The organism is Thermohalobaculum sp. (assembly GCF_058622915.1).
In genome coordinates this window covers 1-14,055 of the sequence record NZ_JBZSYN010000091.1, presented here as the reverse complement: position 1 = coordinate 14,055, position 14,055 = coordinate 1, and the positions used below count along the sequence as shown (strand labels likewise).

General features: G+C 68.4%; 14 protein-coding genes. 9 read left to right on the top strand and 5 right to left on the bottom strand.

Features of this window, described 5'->3' with window-relative positions; all coding sequences use genetic code 11:
- Window positions 1-54: 54 nt before the first annotated feature.
- The gene (locus tag AC32QD_RS07570) at window positions 55-1,647 is read right to left on the bottom strand and encodes an ABC transporter substrate-binding protein (protein ID WP_492009883.1); all 1,593 of its coding nucleotides are present in this window, start codon (window positions 1,645-1,647) and stop codon (window positions 55-57) included.
- A gap of 363 nt (window positions 1,648-2,010) precedes the next feature.
- A complete protein-coding gene (locus AC32QD_RS07565) occupies window positions 2,011-3,552 on the bottom strand; it encodes a trimethylamine methyltransferase family protein (RefSeq protein ID WP_492009882.1) in 1,542 nt (513 codons plus the stop codon).
- A gap of 93 nt (window positions 3,553-3,645) precedes the next feature.
- On the opposite strand from AC32QD_RS07565, the gene AC32QD_RS07560 reads away from it, so the two are divergent.
- Together AC32QD_RS07560 and AC32QD_RS07555 are read left to right on the top strand one after the other, a co-directional pair.
- A complete protein-coding gene (locus AC32QD_RS07560) occupies window positions 3,646-4,668 on the top strand; it encodes a GlxA family transcriptional regulator (RefSeq protein WP_492009881.1) in 1,023 nt (340 codons plus the stop codon).
- Window positions 4,665-5,624, top strand: coding sequence for a 2-hydroxyacid dehydrogenase (locus AC32QD_RS07555; protein ID WP_492009880.1), 960 nt, complete (start codon window positions 4,665-4,667; stop codon window positions 5,622-5,624). The genes AC32QD_RS07560 and AC32QD_RS07555 overlap by 4 nt, the downstream gene beginning before the upstream one ends.
- Before the next feature lie 51 nt (window positions 5,625-5,675).
- Here AC32QD_RS07555 and AC32QD_RS07550 read toward each other — a convergent pair whose 3' ends face one another.
- Window positions 5,676-5,864 carry a hypothetical protein gene (locus tag AC32QD_RS07550; protein ID WP_492009879.1) on the bottom strand — a complete coding sequence of 63 codons (189 nt, stop codon included), beginning with the start codon at window positions 5,862-5,864 and terminating at the stop codon, window positions 5,676-5,678.
- Window positions 5,865-6,354: 490 nt separating this feature from the next.
- Between AC32QD_RS07550 and AC32QD_RS07545 the strand changes: the two genes are divergently transcribed.
- Genes AC32QD_RS07545 through AC32QD_RS07535 form a run of 3 tightly spaced genes read left to right on the top strand, consistent with a single transcriptional unit; the run spans window position 6,355 to window position 8,681 of the window.
- Complete coding sequence (locus tag AC32QD_RS07545) at window positions 6,355-7,014, top strand: glutathione S-transferase (protein ID WP_492009878.1); 660 nt, start codon at window positions 6,355-6,357, stop codon at window positions 7,012-7,014.
- A gap of 16 nt (window positions 7,015-7,030) precedes the next feature.
- Window positions 7,031-7,792: a class II aldolase and adducin N-terminal domain-containing protein gene (locus AC32QD_RS07540; protein ID WP_492009877.1), complete on the top strand. Its 762-nt coding sequence runs from the start codon at window positions 7,031-7,033 to the stop codon at window positions 7,790-7,792.
- Between the two features lie 10 nt (window positions 7,793-7,802).
- A complete protein-coding gene (locus AC32QD_RS07535; protein WP_492009876.1) occupies window positions 7,803-8,681 on the top strand; it encodes a TauD/TfdA dioxygenase family protein in 879 nt (292 codons plus the stop codon).
- Between the two features lie 314 nt (window positions 8,682-8,995).
- Here the strand turns inward: AC32QD_RS07535 and AC32QD_RS07530 are convergent, their stop codons facing one another.
- On the bottom strand, window positions 8,996-9,895 hold the full coding sequence (locus AC32QD_RS07530) for a bifunctional 5,10-methylenetetrahydrofolate dehydrogenase/5,10-methenyltetrahydrofolate cyclohydrolase (RefSeq protein WP_492009875.1): 900 nt from the start codon (window positions 9,893-9,895) through the stop codon (window positions 8,996-8,998).
- Window positions 9,896-10,131: 236 nt separating this feature from the next.
- Here AC32QD_RS07530 and AC32QD_RS07525 point away from each other — a divergent pair, with 236 nt between their 5' ends.
- From AC32QD_RS07525 to AC32QD_RS07510, 4 genes are all read left to right on the top strand, one after another.
- The gene (locus tag AC32QD_RS07525; RefSeq protein WP_492009874.1) at window positions 10,132-10,548 is read left to right on the top strand and encodes a YeeE/YedE family protein; all 417 of its coding nucleotides are present in this window, start codon (window positions 10,132-10,134) and stop codon (window positions 10,546-10,548) included.
- 1 nt (window position 10,549) lies between these two features.
- Window positions 10,550-10,984 (top strand): DUF6691 family protein, encoded by a 435-nt coding sequence (locus tag AC32QD_RS07520; RefSeq protein WP_492009873.1) that lies wholly within the window; start codon window positions 10,550-10,552, stop codon window positions 10,982-10,984.
- 69 nt (window positions 10,985-11,053) lie between these two features.
- The gene (locus AC32QD_RS07515) at window positions 11,054-12,100 is read left to right on the top strand and encodes a radical SAM protein (protein WP_492009872.1); all 1,047 of its coding nucleotides are present in this window, start codon (window positions 11,054-11,056) and stop codon (window positions 12,098-12,100) included.
- A gap of 13 nt (window positions 12,101-12,113) precedes the next feature.
- Window positions 12,114-12,740: a ceramidase domain-containing protein gene (locus AC32QD_RS07510; protein WP_492009871.1), complete on the top strand. Its 627-nt coding sequence runs from the start codon at window positions 12,114-12,116 to the stop codon at window positions 12,738-12,740.
- Window positions 12,741-12,827: 87 nt separating this feature from the next.
- Here AC32QD_RS07510 and AC32QD_RS07505 read toward each other — a convergent pair whose 3' ends face one another.
- Complete coding sequence (locus tag AC32QD_RS07505) at window positions 12,828-13,958, bottom strand: acyl-CoA dehydrogenase family protein (RefSeq protein WP_492009870.1); 1,131 nt, start codon at window positions 13,956-13,958, stop codon at window positions 12,828-12,830.
- Window positions 13,959-14,055: the final 97 nt, after the last annotated feature.

The following is a 14,055-nucleotide window of genomic DNA, read 5'->3' as shown; positions in this document are numbered from 1 at the left end:
CCATTCCCCCAAGGCCGGCCGGGGGCGGCGGGTGATCCGCCGCCCGATTCGGCGTTACTTGGCCAGCCAGGTGCGGCAACTCCACAGGAAGTTCCCGGTCTCGAAGGTCGGGTCCGTGACGACCCCCTCGAGCTTCTTGGTCGACGCATCGACGAAGTCGTTGAACATCGGCACGATTACCCCACCCTGGTTGCGCAACATCGTCGCCATCTGGGTGTAGATCTCCTTGCGCCGCTTCTTGTCGAGCTCGGCACGCGCCTCGAGCAGCAGCTTGTCGAACTTCGGCCGCCTCCAGTGCGTGTCGTTCCAGTCCGCCGTCGAGAAATACGCCACCGTGTACATCTGGTCCTGCGTCGGCCGCCCGCCCCAGTATGACGAGGAGAAGGGCTTCACGTTCCACACGTTCGACCAGTAGCCGTCGGCCGGCTCGCGCTTGATCACCAGCGGAATCCCGGCCTTGGTGCAGCTCTGCTGGTACAGCACCGCCGCGTCCTCGGCGCCGGGGAAGGCCGCGTTTGAGGTCCTGAGCGTTATCGGCGTACCATCATGGCCGGACTTCTTGTAATGGAACTTGGCCTTGTCGATATCCATGTGCCGCTGCGGGATGGAATCGGGGAACAACGGGTAGGCGGCGTTGATCGGGAAGTCGTTGCCCAGCGAACCATAGCCGCGCAGGATCGTGCTCAACAGCTCCTCACGGTTCAACGCGTATTTCAGTGCCAGCCGCAGGTCATTGTTGTCGAACGGCTTTTTGTCGACCATCGCGTTGAAGCAATAGAACCCGCGCCCGGCGACGTTGTCGATCTTCACCGTCGGCGCCCGCTTGAGCAGGTCGATGGTCTTGGGATCGACCCGGTTGATTGCGAGCACCTTTCCCGAGGTCAGGGCCGCAACGCGCGCCGTGGCATCGCTGATGTCGAGCACCTCGACCGAGTCGTAGTAGCCCCAGTCCGAGCGCCAGTAGTCCTTGCGGCGGGAGGCGACGTGCCGCACGCCCGGCTCGTTCGACTCCATCTTGTAGGCGCCGGTGCCGATGCCGGCCGCCGGTTTGTCCATGCCCCCGTTCGGCTGGATGATCAGGTGGTAGTCCGACAATAGGTACGGCAGGTCAGCGTTGCCGGCCTCCAGCTCGAACACAAGGTTGTCGCCGTCCTTCTTGAAGGTCTGCCCGATGGTCTTGAGAATGCCCAGCGCGCCCGATTTCGAACTCGGCTGCGAATGGCGGTGGAGCGTCGCCACGACGTCGTCCACCGTCAGCGGCTTGCCGTTCGAGAAGGTGACGCCCTTGCGGATCTTGAAGGCCCATTTCTTGGCATCTTTGGAGGCATCCCAGCTTTCCGCCAGCCAGGGCCCGGCGATGCCGGTCTTCGGGTTGGGCAGGACCAGGCACTCTCCCCAGAAGAAATTGACGTTCTGCATCACCACGCTGGCCGACAGCGCAGGGTCCAGCGTATCCGAGGACGACCCGCCGCTGAGCCCGGAGATGAAGTGCCCGCCCCTGACCGGCGCGGCTTGGGCCGCGGTTGCAAGAAGTTGCGAGGCGAAGGGCGCGGCCACGCCCAGCGCTGCGGCGCGTCCCATGAAGTCGCGCCGGCTCATGAGCCCCCGGGCTACCCGAAAGCTGAGATCCTTCAGTTCGTCAGACATGTCACCTGGTCCTCCCGAGAGACGTGTTTTTGTCGCGGCTCAATTTGACCCGCTGGCCGGCGGCAAGCAACGGTTAAATGCGACGCTCACGGCGGCGCAAGCGTCAAGCCGTCCTCGAGCCGCCGGCCGGCAAAGTCGGCCGCGGGGGAACGAGGGCACTGGTTGGAACGACGTGGATGCGCCTGCCGCGGCGCATCCAGGACAGCAATCGGCGGTCGTTCTGAACGGCCCGCGGGCGGCACGACGCCACTGGCGGCGCATCGATGCATTCTCATCGCAAAACGGTCCTGCAGCACGCGACCGGGCCCACCTGAAGGCCCGGCGTCCGGGCGGCGGCCTTGCGAAACCACGTCGGGGCGCGTCTCAGGGCTCGTCGCTGCCGATTTCACTCTTGCGCCGCGCCACGTAATCCTCCAGCGCCTCGCGCGTGCCCGGATCCATCGCCGGTTCCTCGTACTCGGCCAGCGCCTGCTGCCACTTGGCCGTGGCGCGCTCACGCGCCGTCCTCTCGCCCTCCTCGGCCCAGACCTGCCAGTTGCGCCAATCGCTCAGGAATGGCCGGTAGAATGCCGTCTCGTAGCGCTCGATCGTATGCGCGTCGCCAAAAAAATGTCCGCCCGTGGGGACCCGGGCGATGGCCTCGAGCCCCAGCGATGCCTCCGTCACCTCGATCGGGCGCAGGACCTCGAACAGATGCTGCAAAAGCTCCACGTCCATCACGAATTTTTCGTAGGAGGCGCACAGCCCGCCCTCGAGCCATCCGGCGGCGTGGTAAAGCAGGTTCACGCCGCCCAGGATGCAGCCCCACATGGACATCAGGCTCTCCCAGACCGCCTGCTCGTCCGCCGCCACCGAGGCCGTCCCGGGCGAGCAGCGATAGGGCAGCCCATAGCGCCGCGCCAGTTGCCCCGAGGCCACCGCCGCCTTGGTGTGCTCGGGTGTCCCGAACGCCGGCGCCCCCGAGCGCATGTCCACATTGGACAGGAACGAGCCGTAGAGCACCGGCGTCCCGGCGCGCACCACCTGCGCCAGGACGATGCCGAACAGCGCCTCGGCGTTCTGCTGCGCCAGCGCCGCAGCCAGCGTCACCGGCGTCATCGCGCCCATCAGCGTGAACGGCGTCACCGAGATCGGCTGGCCGTACTCCGCCTGCGTCATCAGCCCCTCGGCCATCGCCTCGTCGAAGCGCCGCGGCGAGTTGACCGAGATGATCGTCGTGACCCCGGGGTCCTCGACCATCTGCTCGAGTGAGACGCCCCGCGCGATCGCCATCATCTGGATGCCGTCGAGCGCCCTGCCCCGCCCGATCGAGGTGCAGTGATAGCTGCGGTCGCTCAGTGTCAGGTTGGCCAGATAGCAATCGAGGTGGCGCGAGTTCGCCGGCATCTCGACCGGGGCTGCCACCTGGTTGCCGATCATGTGCACCGCGTTGAAATGCTGCGTCAGCCGGATGAAGTTGCGATAGTCCTCGAGGTTCGAACTGCGCCGCCCCCGCACCCGGTCGTGCACCGCCGGCGGACCCGCCACCAGCGTCGTCACCAGGTCGCGCCCGCCCAGATGCACCCGGCGTGCCGGGTTGCGTGGCGTCAGCGTGGCGGAGCCGGGCGCCTTCGCCACCCACTCGGCCACCATGCCCCGGTCCATCCGCACCGTCATCGTGCTGCGGTCCCACGTGGCGCCCACACGGGCCAGCCGCTCGCAGGCTCCGGCGTGCATCAGCTCGATGCCCATCTCCTCGAGGATTCGCATAGAGGCGTCGTGGATCGCCTCCAGCTGCTCCGGCGCCAGGATCTCCATGCGCGGCCACGGATTCGTCACCCGCCGCCAGGCCAGCTGCGGGATTCCCCCACCTTCGCGCCGTGTCCGGCGCCGTCCGCCGCGCGCTCGACCTTCCTCCGCTGGCATCCGCTCCTCCGGGTATTGTTCGTCAGATGTTGACGCCCGCATGGTCTCGGGCGATTGTCGCCTCCGCAGTCAAAAACACGACAGTCCCGACCAATGATGGCACGCCCCGACACGGATCGCGCGACCACGATCGCCTTCCTGCTGATCCGCGATTTCTCCATGCTCAGCGTGGTCAGCGCCGTCGAGCCGCTGCGCGCCGCCAACCGCCTTCTCGGCCGGACCTGGTACGCCTGGCGCTTCTACAGCGCCGATGGCGAGGCGATCGCTGCCTCGAACGGCATGGCGGTGAATGTTGCCGGCGGCCTGCCGGAAATTTCAGCGTCGGCCGCCGAGACCGACTACCTCTTCGTCTGCGCCGGCCTCGACCACGATCCGCCGGGCCGCCAGCGCCTGCACGCCGCGCTGCACCAGTGCGCGCGCGCGGGCCTTGTCCTCGGCTCGCTCTCCTCGGGCAGCTTCATCCTGGCCCGCGCGGGGCTGCTCGAGGGCTATCGCTCCACGATCCACTGGGAGTTCCAGCCCGCCTTTGACGAGGCCTTCCCCGACCTCGACACCTCGCCGGGGCTCTTCGTCATCGACCGTGACCGCTGGACCGGCTCCGGCGGCGTGGCGGGGATGGACATGATGCTCGAGCTGATCGGCCGCGACCATGGCCCGGCGCTTTCGCGTGCCGTGGCGAACCAGTTTCAGATCGACCGCATCAGGAACGCGGCGATCCACCAGCGCTCCGGCGCGCTGGACCGGCTCGAAACCCTGCCCTCGCCCCTGCAGCACGCCGTGCGCCTCATGCTGGCAAACGTCGAGACGCCGCTGGGCATGGAGCAGATCGCCGCGCTCTCCGGCCTGCGCCTGCGCCGCATGGAGCGGATGTTCCGCGCCCATCTCGACGCCTCGCCGGCCCAGTTCTACCGCGGGCTGAGGCTCGAGAAGGCCCGCGATCTCCTGCTCTACACCAATCTCTCCACGCTCGAGATCGGCGTCCTGACCGGGTTCTCGTCCAGCTCGCATTTCGCTATGGCCTACCAGAAACACTATGGTATGCGCCCCACCGATGCGCGGCGGCCGGGCTCCGGGCGCACGCGGGACGAAAGCCAGCCGAAGGAGAGCACCGGATGACCAAGCCGCGCGTGATCTGCACCCGTAAATGGCCCGAGCGCGTCGAGGCCGAGCTGAAGACCCTGTTCGACGTCACGCTGAACGAGGCCGACGCGCCCATGACCGCCGACCAGCTGCGCGCCGCGCTCGACGAGTACGACGCCGTCTGCCCCACCGTGACGGACAAGGTGGATGCGGGCGTCCTCGCCGCGCCCAAGCGGGCGAAGATGCTAGGCCAGTTTGGGGTGGGCTTCAACAACATCGACATCGCGGCGGCCAAGCGCGCCGGGCTGGTCGTGACCAACACCCCCGGCGTGCTCACCGACGCCACCGCGGACATCGCGCTGACGTTGCTCCTCGCCGCCTCACGCCGCGCCTGGGAAGGGGAATCCATGCTCCGCGCCGGCGAATGGACCGGCTGGCGGCCCACCCAGCTGCTCGGCACATCGCCCCAGGGCAAGGTGCTGGGCATCATCGGCATGGGCCGCATCGGCAAGGCGATGGCCAAGCGCTGCCACCTGGCGCTCGGCATGGAGGTGGTGTTCCACGACGCCTTTCCGGTCGAGAACCCCGGCGTGCCCGCGCGCCAGCTCGGCACCGTCGAGGACGTCCTGCGCGTTGCCGATTTCGTCTCGCTGCACGCCCCGGGCGGCGGCGAGAACGTGCACCTGATCAACGCCGAACGCCTCTCGCTGATGAAGCCCACCGCCTATCTCATCAACTCCGCCCGCGGCGACCTGATCGACGAGGCGGCGCTGATCGAGGCGCTGGACAAGGGCACCATAGCCGGCGCCGGGCTCGACGTCTTCGAGCGCGAGCCCCAGGTGACCGAGGCCCTGCGCCGCACGCGAAACGTCACGCTCCTGCCGCATCTCGGCAGTGCCACCACCGAGACACGCGAGGCGATGGGCATGACGGTGCTCGAGAACCTCAGGGCCTTCTTCGACGGCAGCGAGCCGCCGAACCGCGTCGCCTGACGCGGGCCGATGGCCGCGCGGGGGCCGTCGGATCGAGCGCCGGCTGCTGGCTCAGTGCACCAGAAACATCACACCGACGCAGAGGATCGCGGTGTAAATGAAAAGGATCGTGCGGATCCGCCGCTCAACGGGAACATCGTCATCGTCGATGATTGACGGATCGCCCCGATCCAAACCGGCCCACATCTCTTCGTCGGTAGTCATCCCGCCAGCACCCTGGCGCTTGTAAAGTCCACTCATCTTCGCCTCCGTTCAAGGAACGGCGGACCGTCCCTCGGTACACACGCTAAGAACTCGACGCGACCGCGCTGCGAGCGCGACGCACCGATCTTCCGAAAAGTTTTTGGCAATATTTGGATCTAATTATGAATTCGACACAACCAAGAGTTGTGCCCAGAAGTGTTCCACATCTTTTAACTGAAAATCGGAGATATTTAGGACTGTACGATCGAACGTGACCGTAGCGCAGCCCGGGCAGCGGATCGATCGATACGGAAAACGGGTGCGCCAGCGATCGAGGACTCGCGGCTGCGACCGAGATACGCGCACTCACGTCTCCGGTCTTTGAGCTCCCAATTGGCTGGCGATCCTGGTGCGGCCCATCCTGACGCCGCTTTTTCATCGCCCTCGCCACGCCGGCGAGGACGCCCACCGCTAGGGACCGGTTGCCACGCGACCCGCTTGCTGCAAATCTCCCGCACCGAGTCTCCGCGGCAAGCCGGGCGCCCCGATGTACCGCATCTACACAGGCGACAAGGCCTACTCCAGCTGGTCCCTGCGCGGCTGGCTGCTGCTCGCCGCTTTCGACCTGCCCTTCGAGGACCGGCCCGTGCCCATGTACGACCCGGCCTTCGACGCCTTCCGCAAGGCCAAGTCGCCGGTCCGTAGCGTGCCCCTGCTGGAATGGGATGAGCCCGGCGCCACCCGCAGGGTCTGGGACACGCTGGCCATCGCCGAGACGCTGGCCGAGCGTCACGCCGGCGCCGGCCACTGGCCCGCCGACCCCTGGCATCGCGCCATCGCCCGCAGCCTCGCCGCCGAAATTCATTCGGGCCTCGCCGCGCTGCGCTCGAACTGCCCGATGAACATCCACCGCACGCCCGCGCCGCTGCGCGACCTTACCGAAGCGACCGCGGTGGACGCGGCCCGGGTGCGCCAGCTCTGGGCCTGGGCGCTGACCGCCACCGGCGGTCCCTGGCTCTGCGGCGACCGATTCTCGGTGGCAGACGCCTTCTACGCCCCGGTGGCCTTGCGCTTCCACGAATACGCCCTGCCTGCCGACGGCGTCAGTCACTATCTCGAGCAGCTCCTCGCCCACCCGGCTGTGCAGCGCTGGGTGGCCGAGGCGAAGGCCGACCCCCGCCGTCTCCCGCGCTATGACGTCACCTGACCCCTTGGAGCCCGCCATGACCCTCGCCGCCCGCGACACCCGCCCGAACCTGGCCCACTGGGCCGAGCGCGCCGACCTCGCCGCCGCCTTCCGCTGGACTGCCCGGCTGAACATGCACGAGGCGGTGGCCAACCATTTCTCGCTGTCGGTCAGCGAAGACGGGCGCAAGTTCCTGATGAACCCCAACCAGGTGCATTTCGCCCGCATCCGCGCTTCGGATCTCTTGCTGATCGACGCCGACGACCCGGCGACCATGGAGCGTCCGGACGCCCCCGACCCCACCGCCTGGGGCCTGCACGGCACGCTGCACCGGCGCTGCGGCCACGCCCGCTGCGCCATGCACGTGCATTCGGTCCACGCCACCGTGTTGGCCAGCCTCGCCGACTCGCGGCTCCCGCCGATCGACCAGAACAGCGCCATCTTCTTCAATCGCGTCGCGATCGACGACTCCTACGGCGGCCTCGCCTTCGAGCAGGAGGCCGAGCGCTGCTGCACCCTTCTCGCCGACCCCGCCAAGAAGGTGCTGGTGATGGGCAACCACGGCATCATGGTGATCGGTGCCACGGTTGCCGAGACCTTCAACCGGCTCTACTACTTCGAGCGTGCCGCCGAGACCTATATCAAGGCGCTCTGGACCGGCCGCCCCCTGCGCCTTCTGTCCGACGACGTCGCCGAGAAGACGGCCTCCGAGATCGAGAGCTACCCCGGACAGGCCGACCGCCACCTCGCCGAGCTCCGCGCCATCCTGGACGTCGAGGGCTCGGACTACGCCAGCTGAAGAGGCAAGCATGCTCACCATCCGACCCGTCACCGGAAACATCGGCGCCGAGATCGAGGGCGTCGACCTGAAGCAGCCGGTCTCGCCCGGCCTCGCGGGCGAGCTGCGTGAGGCACTGGCCCGCCATCAGGTGATCTTCCTGCGCGACCAGCACCTCGGCATCGAGCACCTCAAGGCGCTGACCCGCGCCTTCGGCCAGCCGATGCGGCTGCCCTATGTCGAGCCGCTCGCGGGCGAGCCCGAGGTGATCCGCGTGCTCAAGGAGGCGCACGAGCAAGGCGGCGTGTTCGGCGGCGACTGGCACACCGACTTCAGCTTCCTTGAGACGCCGCCCGCCGGCTCGATCCTCGCCGCCGAGGTGATCCCCGCCTATGGCGGCGATACCGTCTGGGCCAGCCAGGCCGCCGCCTGGGAGGCGCTGCCCGCCCCGCTCCAGGATCTGCTCGCCTCGCGCGACGGCATCCATGTGGGCAAGCCCTACGGGGTGAAATGGGCGCCGCCGCCCGAGAAGCGGGCCACCGCCTCGATGGTCATGAGCCGGGGCGACCCGAGCGCCGATACCGAGCGGGCGCACCCCGCGGTGCTGCGCAACCCGTTGACGGGCCGCGCCGCGCTGTTCCTCAACACGACCTACGTGACCCGCCTCGACGGCATGAGCGAGGCCGACAGCCGCGCGATCCTCGAGCAGGTGCAGCGCCACGCCACCCGGCCTGAATTCTGTTGCCGCGTCCGCTGGAGCGCCGGCGCGGTGGCGATCTGGGACAACCTGTTCACCCAGCACTACGCGGTGAACGACTACCAGGGCCAGCGGCGGCTCCTGCACCGCACCACCTTCTCCGGCCCCCGCCCGCGCGAGCTGGCCGCCTTCCCGCCGGCGCGGGCGGCGTAATGTGGGCACGCGTGCCCACGCAGTTAACCCATTGGCCTGAAAGGCGGATCACACGTGTGATCCGCGGTGGCCGGCGCGTGCACCACCGCACCGACCGCTCCATGGGTCCCGGGCTCGACCCGGGACCACCTATCCGGCGGTGAAGGAGGCCCCGGCTCGGGGCCGGGGCCATTCGGTTGCAAAGTGCAGTCGCGGGGAGCGAGCGACGGTGGGTGCTTTACACCCACCCGCCGAACCATCACAAGTGTGATCTGCATTGCATATCAACGACTTGACCCCATGTCCACGCGTGGACACGGGCAGCGGCCCGCGCCTCAGGCCGCAAAATCGTCGGCGTTGAACGCCTTGTCGTAATGCGCCTTCTGGCGCCGCGCGGCGATCACCGCATTGCGCATCAGGATCGCCACCGTCACCGGCCCGACCCCGCCGGGCACCGGCGTGATCCAGCCGGCCACCTCGGCGCAGCTCTCGAAATCGGCGTCGCCCACGATGCCGCCCTCGACCTGGTTGATGCCGATGTCGATCACCACCGCGCCGGGCTTGATCATCTGCCCCGTGACCAGCCCGGGCTTGCCCACCGCCACGAACACCGCATCGGCGCGGCGCGAGTGGGTGGCCAAATTCCGCGTCATGTGGTGGCACACGGTCACGGTCGCCCCCTCGGCCATCAGCATGAAGGCGATCGGCTTGCCCACGATCTCGGAATGGCCGATCACTACCACCTCGAGCCCCTTGAGCCCCAGCGGCGTGCGCTTCAAAAGCTCCACCGAGGCCAGTGCGGTGCAGGGCGCCAGATCGAGGTCGTTGTAGACGATGTTGCCGATCGAGGCGGGATGCATCCCCTCCACGTCCTTGAGCGGATGGATGGTCATCTGCAAATCCCGGATCGACAGGTGGTCGGGCACTGGCCGCTGGATGATCACCCCGGTCACGCGCGGGTCCGAGTTCATGGCCCTTAGCGCCGCGACGATCTCGGCCCGGGAGACATCGGCGGGGAAGGTCCGCTCCTCGAAGGCGATCCCCGCGGCCTCGGCACGGCGGCGCTGGTTGCGCACATAGACGGCCACCGCCTCGGCATCGCCCACGGTCACCGAGATCAGCCGGGGCGCCCAGCCTTGCTCGGCCAGCTCGGCCGTCCCGCGCGCCACGCCCTCCAGAATCTCGGCCGCCGCGCGCCGGCCGTCGAGCAGCTTGTGGGTATGCGTCTCGCTCATCATGTCGCTCCGCCAGCATGGTCCGAATTGGGCCCCCTTCTCGGGCAAAGCCGGCGCGCCATCGCGCACGGAAACGTCGCACTGGGAAAGGATTGCGGCGTCGCGCCAGCGACATTGGGAAATTCGCCCCACCCTGTGACAACATTGAAGGGAGATCTTGCGATATCTTCGCGCACACCCATTTGTGCCCTGGCGGTCGACGCCGCCGTACGGGACGGCAATCGGGGAAACCACACATGGAGCAGGCGTGGATATTCGGCCTCGCCGCCGGCCTGATGATCGGCACCGCCTCGGCGATTCTGCTGATCGGAAATGGCCGCATCGCGGGGATCAGCGGCATCCTTGGCAGTGCGCTCGCGGGTCGGAACCTGCCCGAGACCGGCCCCTTCCTCGTCGGCATGCTGGGGGCCGCTGCGCTCTATGAGGTGTTTGCGGGGCCGCCGACGATCACCATCACGAACTCGGCGCCTTTGCTGATGATCGGCGGCCTGCTGGTCGGCTTCGGCACCCGGCTCGGCGGCGGCTGCACCTCCGGCCACGGCGTGTGCGGGATGTCGCGGCTCTCGCCCCGCTCGCTGGCTGCGACCGCCGTTTTCATGGCGCTCGCCGCGGCGGTGGTCTACGCCGTCCGCCACGGCGCGGGGGCGGGCTGACATGCGCTTCGTGACTGCCCTTGTCACCGGCGCCCTGTTCGCGCTGGGCCTGATCGTCTCCGATATGGTCAACCCGGCGCGCGTGCTGGGCTTTCTCGACCTCGCCGCCATCCCGACCGGCGGCTGGGACCCGACGCTCGGCTTCGTCATGGCGGGCGCACTGGTTCCCATGGCGCTGGCCTGGCGGTTCGCCGCGGCACGCCGCGCGCCTGTCTTCGGCGGCAGCTTTCCCGGCCGCCCGGCCGGCGGCATCGACGGCCGCCTGCTGGGCGGAGCGGCGCTGTTCGGCGCCGGCTGGGGGCTGGTCGGTTTCTGTCCCGGCCCGGCGCTCACGGCTCTGGCCACGGGGAACATCGAGGCGCTGATCTTTTGCGCCGCGATGGCCGTCGGCATGTACATGCACCGCCTCGCCACCACCAGCCCGCACGCCGTCTGAGGCGCCGCCCGCGGCGGATATCCCGCCGCCCACTGGTCGCGCGCCCGCGCTCGGGCTAGGGTGCGCCGCATGAAAGACACCGCCATGTTCAGCGCCCGGCGCCCCTATATCTTCCACGTCGAGCTGACCGACAAGTGCAATGCCGGTTGCCCGATGTGCCCACGCACCGACGCGCTGAACTTCTGCCGCCCGGACCGCACCAAGGTGTTCAACGTCGAGCTCGGGCTCGACGACTTCCGCACCCATTTCACCGACGAATTCTGCGCCCGAACCGAGGAGATCGTGTTCGGCGGCGCCTATGGCGACCCGCTGGCGGCCTCCGAACTGTTGCAGATCGCCGAGCACCTGACCGCGCGCGGCGTGCGGCTGGCGGTCTCCACCAATGGCGGGCTCAGGCCGCCGCGCTGGTGGACGCGGCTGGGCGAGGCGATGAAGCGCACGGGCTCAAGGCTCGAGCTGCACGTGGACGGTCTGGCCGACACCAACCCCCTCTACCGCGTTAACACCCGCTTCGACCGGATCATGCAGAATGCGCGGGCCTACATCGCCACCGGCGCCCGGGCCGAGTGGCACTTCATCATCTTCCGCCACAACCAGCACCAGATCGACGAGGCGTTCCGGCTGAGCCGCGAGATGGGCTTCGCCCAGTTCACGCTGATCGACACCATCCGCTTCTCGGGTGGCCCGAAATATCGGTATGTCATGCCCGGCGGCGAGGAGCGGTTCCTCGAGCTGCCCACGGTCAAGGCGCGCCAGTTCCGTCGCGCCGGCGACGGCATCGAGTTCGTCGAGGACCCCGACGCCGAGCCCGAGACGGCGCATCCCGGCATCAACGGGATCGACTGCAAGTCGGCGGCCTACAACCGGCCCTACATCTCGGCGCACGGCCAGGTCTCGGCCTGCTGCTGGGTGACCGGCTCGGACGAGGAGCAGGCGTTCTTCGCCGCACACGGGCTGGGGCCCGAGCGCTACAACATCCGCAACCGGCCGCTCGAGAACATTCTGCTCGATGAGCCCTTCGCCAGCCACTACGCGGCCGCCTGGAAGGCCGACAGCCTGGCGACCTGCCGGCACAAGTGCGGCCGGATGCTGCGCAACAAGCGCAACAGGCTGTGAGGGCCGTGGGCGGGTGATCGACATCTATTGCGAGCGCACCGGTCCCGCCTTCTGGGCCGAGCCGGTCAATGCGCTGACCAATATCGCCTTCCTTCTCGCCGCCTGGGCCATGTGGCGGCTGGCGCGGCGCGAGGGCGCGCTCTCGCCGGGCATCGGCCTGCTGGTCTTCCTCACCGTGGCCATCGGCGCGGGCAGCTTCGCCTTCCACACCCTGGCGACGCGCAGCGCGATGCTGGCCGACGTGGTCCCGATCCTGCTGTTCCAGTTGGTCTGGCTGTGGCTGTATGCGCGACACATCATGGGGTGGCCGCGCGCGCCCTCAGCCGCCGCTGTCGGCGCATACCTGGCACTGGCGCTGGCGGCCGGCGCGCTGCCGCGCGTCCTCAACGGCTCGGTGGACTACCTGCCGGCGCTGGTGATCCTCGTGGCCATCGGCGTCTTCCACGCCAGAGCCGCACGGCCGGGCCGCTACGACCTGCTGGCCGCGGGTGCGGTGCTGGCGGTCTCTTTGACCTTCCGGACCATCGACCCCACGGTTTGCCAGGCCTTTCCGCTGGGCACGCATTTCCTGTGGCACCTGCTCAACGGCGCCGTGCTCTATCTGGCCGCCCGGCCGCTCGTCCTCGGCCGGCAGGATTGAGCCTTCCGTCCGTTAACCATAAAACACGTCCGAATCGATATCGACATATTTTCAATGGCTTAGATCGCGTCCAAATGTGGACACCCCTTATCCGGCCAGTTGCCGGGCGATGATCAGCTTCTGGATGTCGTTGGTGCCCTCGTAGATCTGGCAGACCTTCTGGTCGCGGTACATGCGCTCGACCTCGTAATCGGCGAGGTAGCCATAGCCGCCCAGCACCTGGATCGCCTCCGAGGTGATCCGCTCGGCGGCCTCGGCGCAGTAGAGCTTGGCCATGCAGGCCTCCTTGAGGCAGGGCTGGCCGGCGTCCTTCATCCGTGCGGCGTTCAGCACCAGCTGACGCGCGGCTTCCAGCTGCGTCGCCATCTCGCTCAGCCGAAACTGCACGGCCTGCAGCTCGAAGATCGGCCCGCCGAAGGCGGTGCGCTCCCTGGCATAGGCCAGCGCCCGCTCGAAGGCGGCCTGGGCGAGGCCGGTGGCCTGGGCAGCGATGCCGATGCGCCCCGCCTCGAGCGAGGAGAGCGCGATGGCATAGCCCTGCCCCTCCTCGCCGATCAGGTCGTCGAAGGGGACCTTCATGTCCTCGAAGGCCAGCGCGCAGGAGTCGGAGGCCTTCTGACCCAGCTTCTCCTCGACCTTGACCACGCTGAACCCGGGCGTGTCGTTGGCCACGACGAAGCAGGAGATGCCCTTCTTGCCCCTGTCGGGGTCGGTGACGGCGAAGATGACGGTGGTCTTGCCGATCCGGGCCGATGAGATGAACTGCTTCGATCCGTTGACGACATAGCCGTCATTGGTCCGGGTCGCCCGGGTCTTGAGGTTGGAGGCATCCGAGCCCGCCTGCGGCTCGGTCAGCGCGAACGAGCCGACCTGGCGGCCCTCGGCCAGCGGGCGCAGCCAGCGCTCCTTCTGCTCGGGGCTGGCGAAGCGGTCGAGCACGGCACAGACCGGCGCGTTGTGCACCGAGACCATGGTCGAGACCGAGCCGTCGCCCGCGGCGATCTCGATCATCGCCAGCGCGTAGGAGACATAGTCCGCCCCCGCGCCCCCCCAGTCCGGGTCGATGGTCATGCCCAGAAAGCCCAGCTCGGCAAGCTCGGCGACAATCTCGGGCTCGATGGCGCCGGCCTTCTCGCGGGCGCGGGCGCCGGGGGCCAGCCGCTCTTGCGCGAAAGTCCGCGCCATGTCGCGGATCATCGCCTGCTCGTCGGAGAGCATCACTCCTTCTCCGCCACCGGCCCGCCGGACTCCTTCCAGCCCTTGAAGCCGTCCTCGATGTGGCTGACGTTGGCCAGCCCCATCTCGTGTGCTGCCC

Coding starts and splice junctions, on each gene's coding strand:
- AC32QD_RS07545 (WP_492009878.1), top strand. CDS start 6,355: ATGTACCGCATCTACACAGGCGACAAGGCCTACTCCAGCTGGTCCCTG.
- AC32QD_RS07505 (WP_492009870.1), bottom strand. CDS start 13,958: ATGCTCTCCGACGAGCAGGCGATGATCCGCGACATGGCGCGGACTTTC.
- AC32QD_RS07515 (WP_492009872.1), top strand. CDS start 11,054: ATGAAAGACACCGCCATGTTCAGCGCCCGGCGCCCCTATATCTTCCAC.
- AC32QD_RS07560 (WP_492009881.1), top strand. CDS start 3,646: ATGATGGCACGCCCCGACACGGATCGCGCGACCACGATCGCCTTCCTG.
- AC32QD_RS07535 (WP_492009876.1), top strand. CDS start 7,803: ATGCTCACCATCCGACCCGTCACCGGAAACATCGGCGCCGAGATCGAG.
- AC32QD_RS07525 (WP_492009874.1), top strand. CDS start 10,132: ATGGAGCAGGCGTGGATATTCGGCCTCGCCGCCGGCCTGATGATCGGC.
- AC32QD_RS07530 (WP_492009875.1), bottom strand. CDS start 9,895: ATGAGCGAGACGCATACCCACAAGCTGCTCGACGGCCGGCGCGCGGCG.
- AC32QD_RS07520 (WP_492009873.1), top strand. CDS start 10,550: ATGCGCTTCGTGACTGCCCTTGTCACCGGCGCCCTGTTCGCGCTGGGC.
- AC32QD_RS07555 (WP_492009880.1), top strand. CDS start 4,665: ATGACCAAGCCGCGCGTGATCTGCACCCGTAAATGGCCCGAGCGCGTC.
- AC32QD_RS07540 (WP_492009877.1), top strand. CDS start 7,031: ATGACCCTCGCCGCCCGCGACACCCGCCCGAACCTGGCCCACTGGGCC.
- AC32QD_RS07570 (WP_492009883.1), bottom strand. CDS start 1,647: ATGTCTGACGAACTGAAGGATCTCAGCTTTCGGGTAGCCCGGGGGCTC.
- AC32QD_RS07550 (WP_492009879.1), bottom strand. CDS start 5,864: ATGAGTGGACTTTACAAGCGCCAGGGTGCTGGCGGGATGACTACCGAC.
- AC32QD_RS07565 (WP_492009882.1), bottom strand. CDS start 3,552: ATGCCAGCGGAGGAAGGTCGAGCGCGCGGCGGACGGCGCCGGACACGG.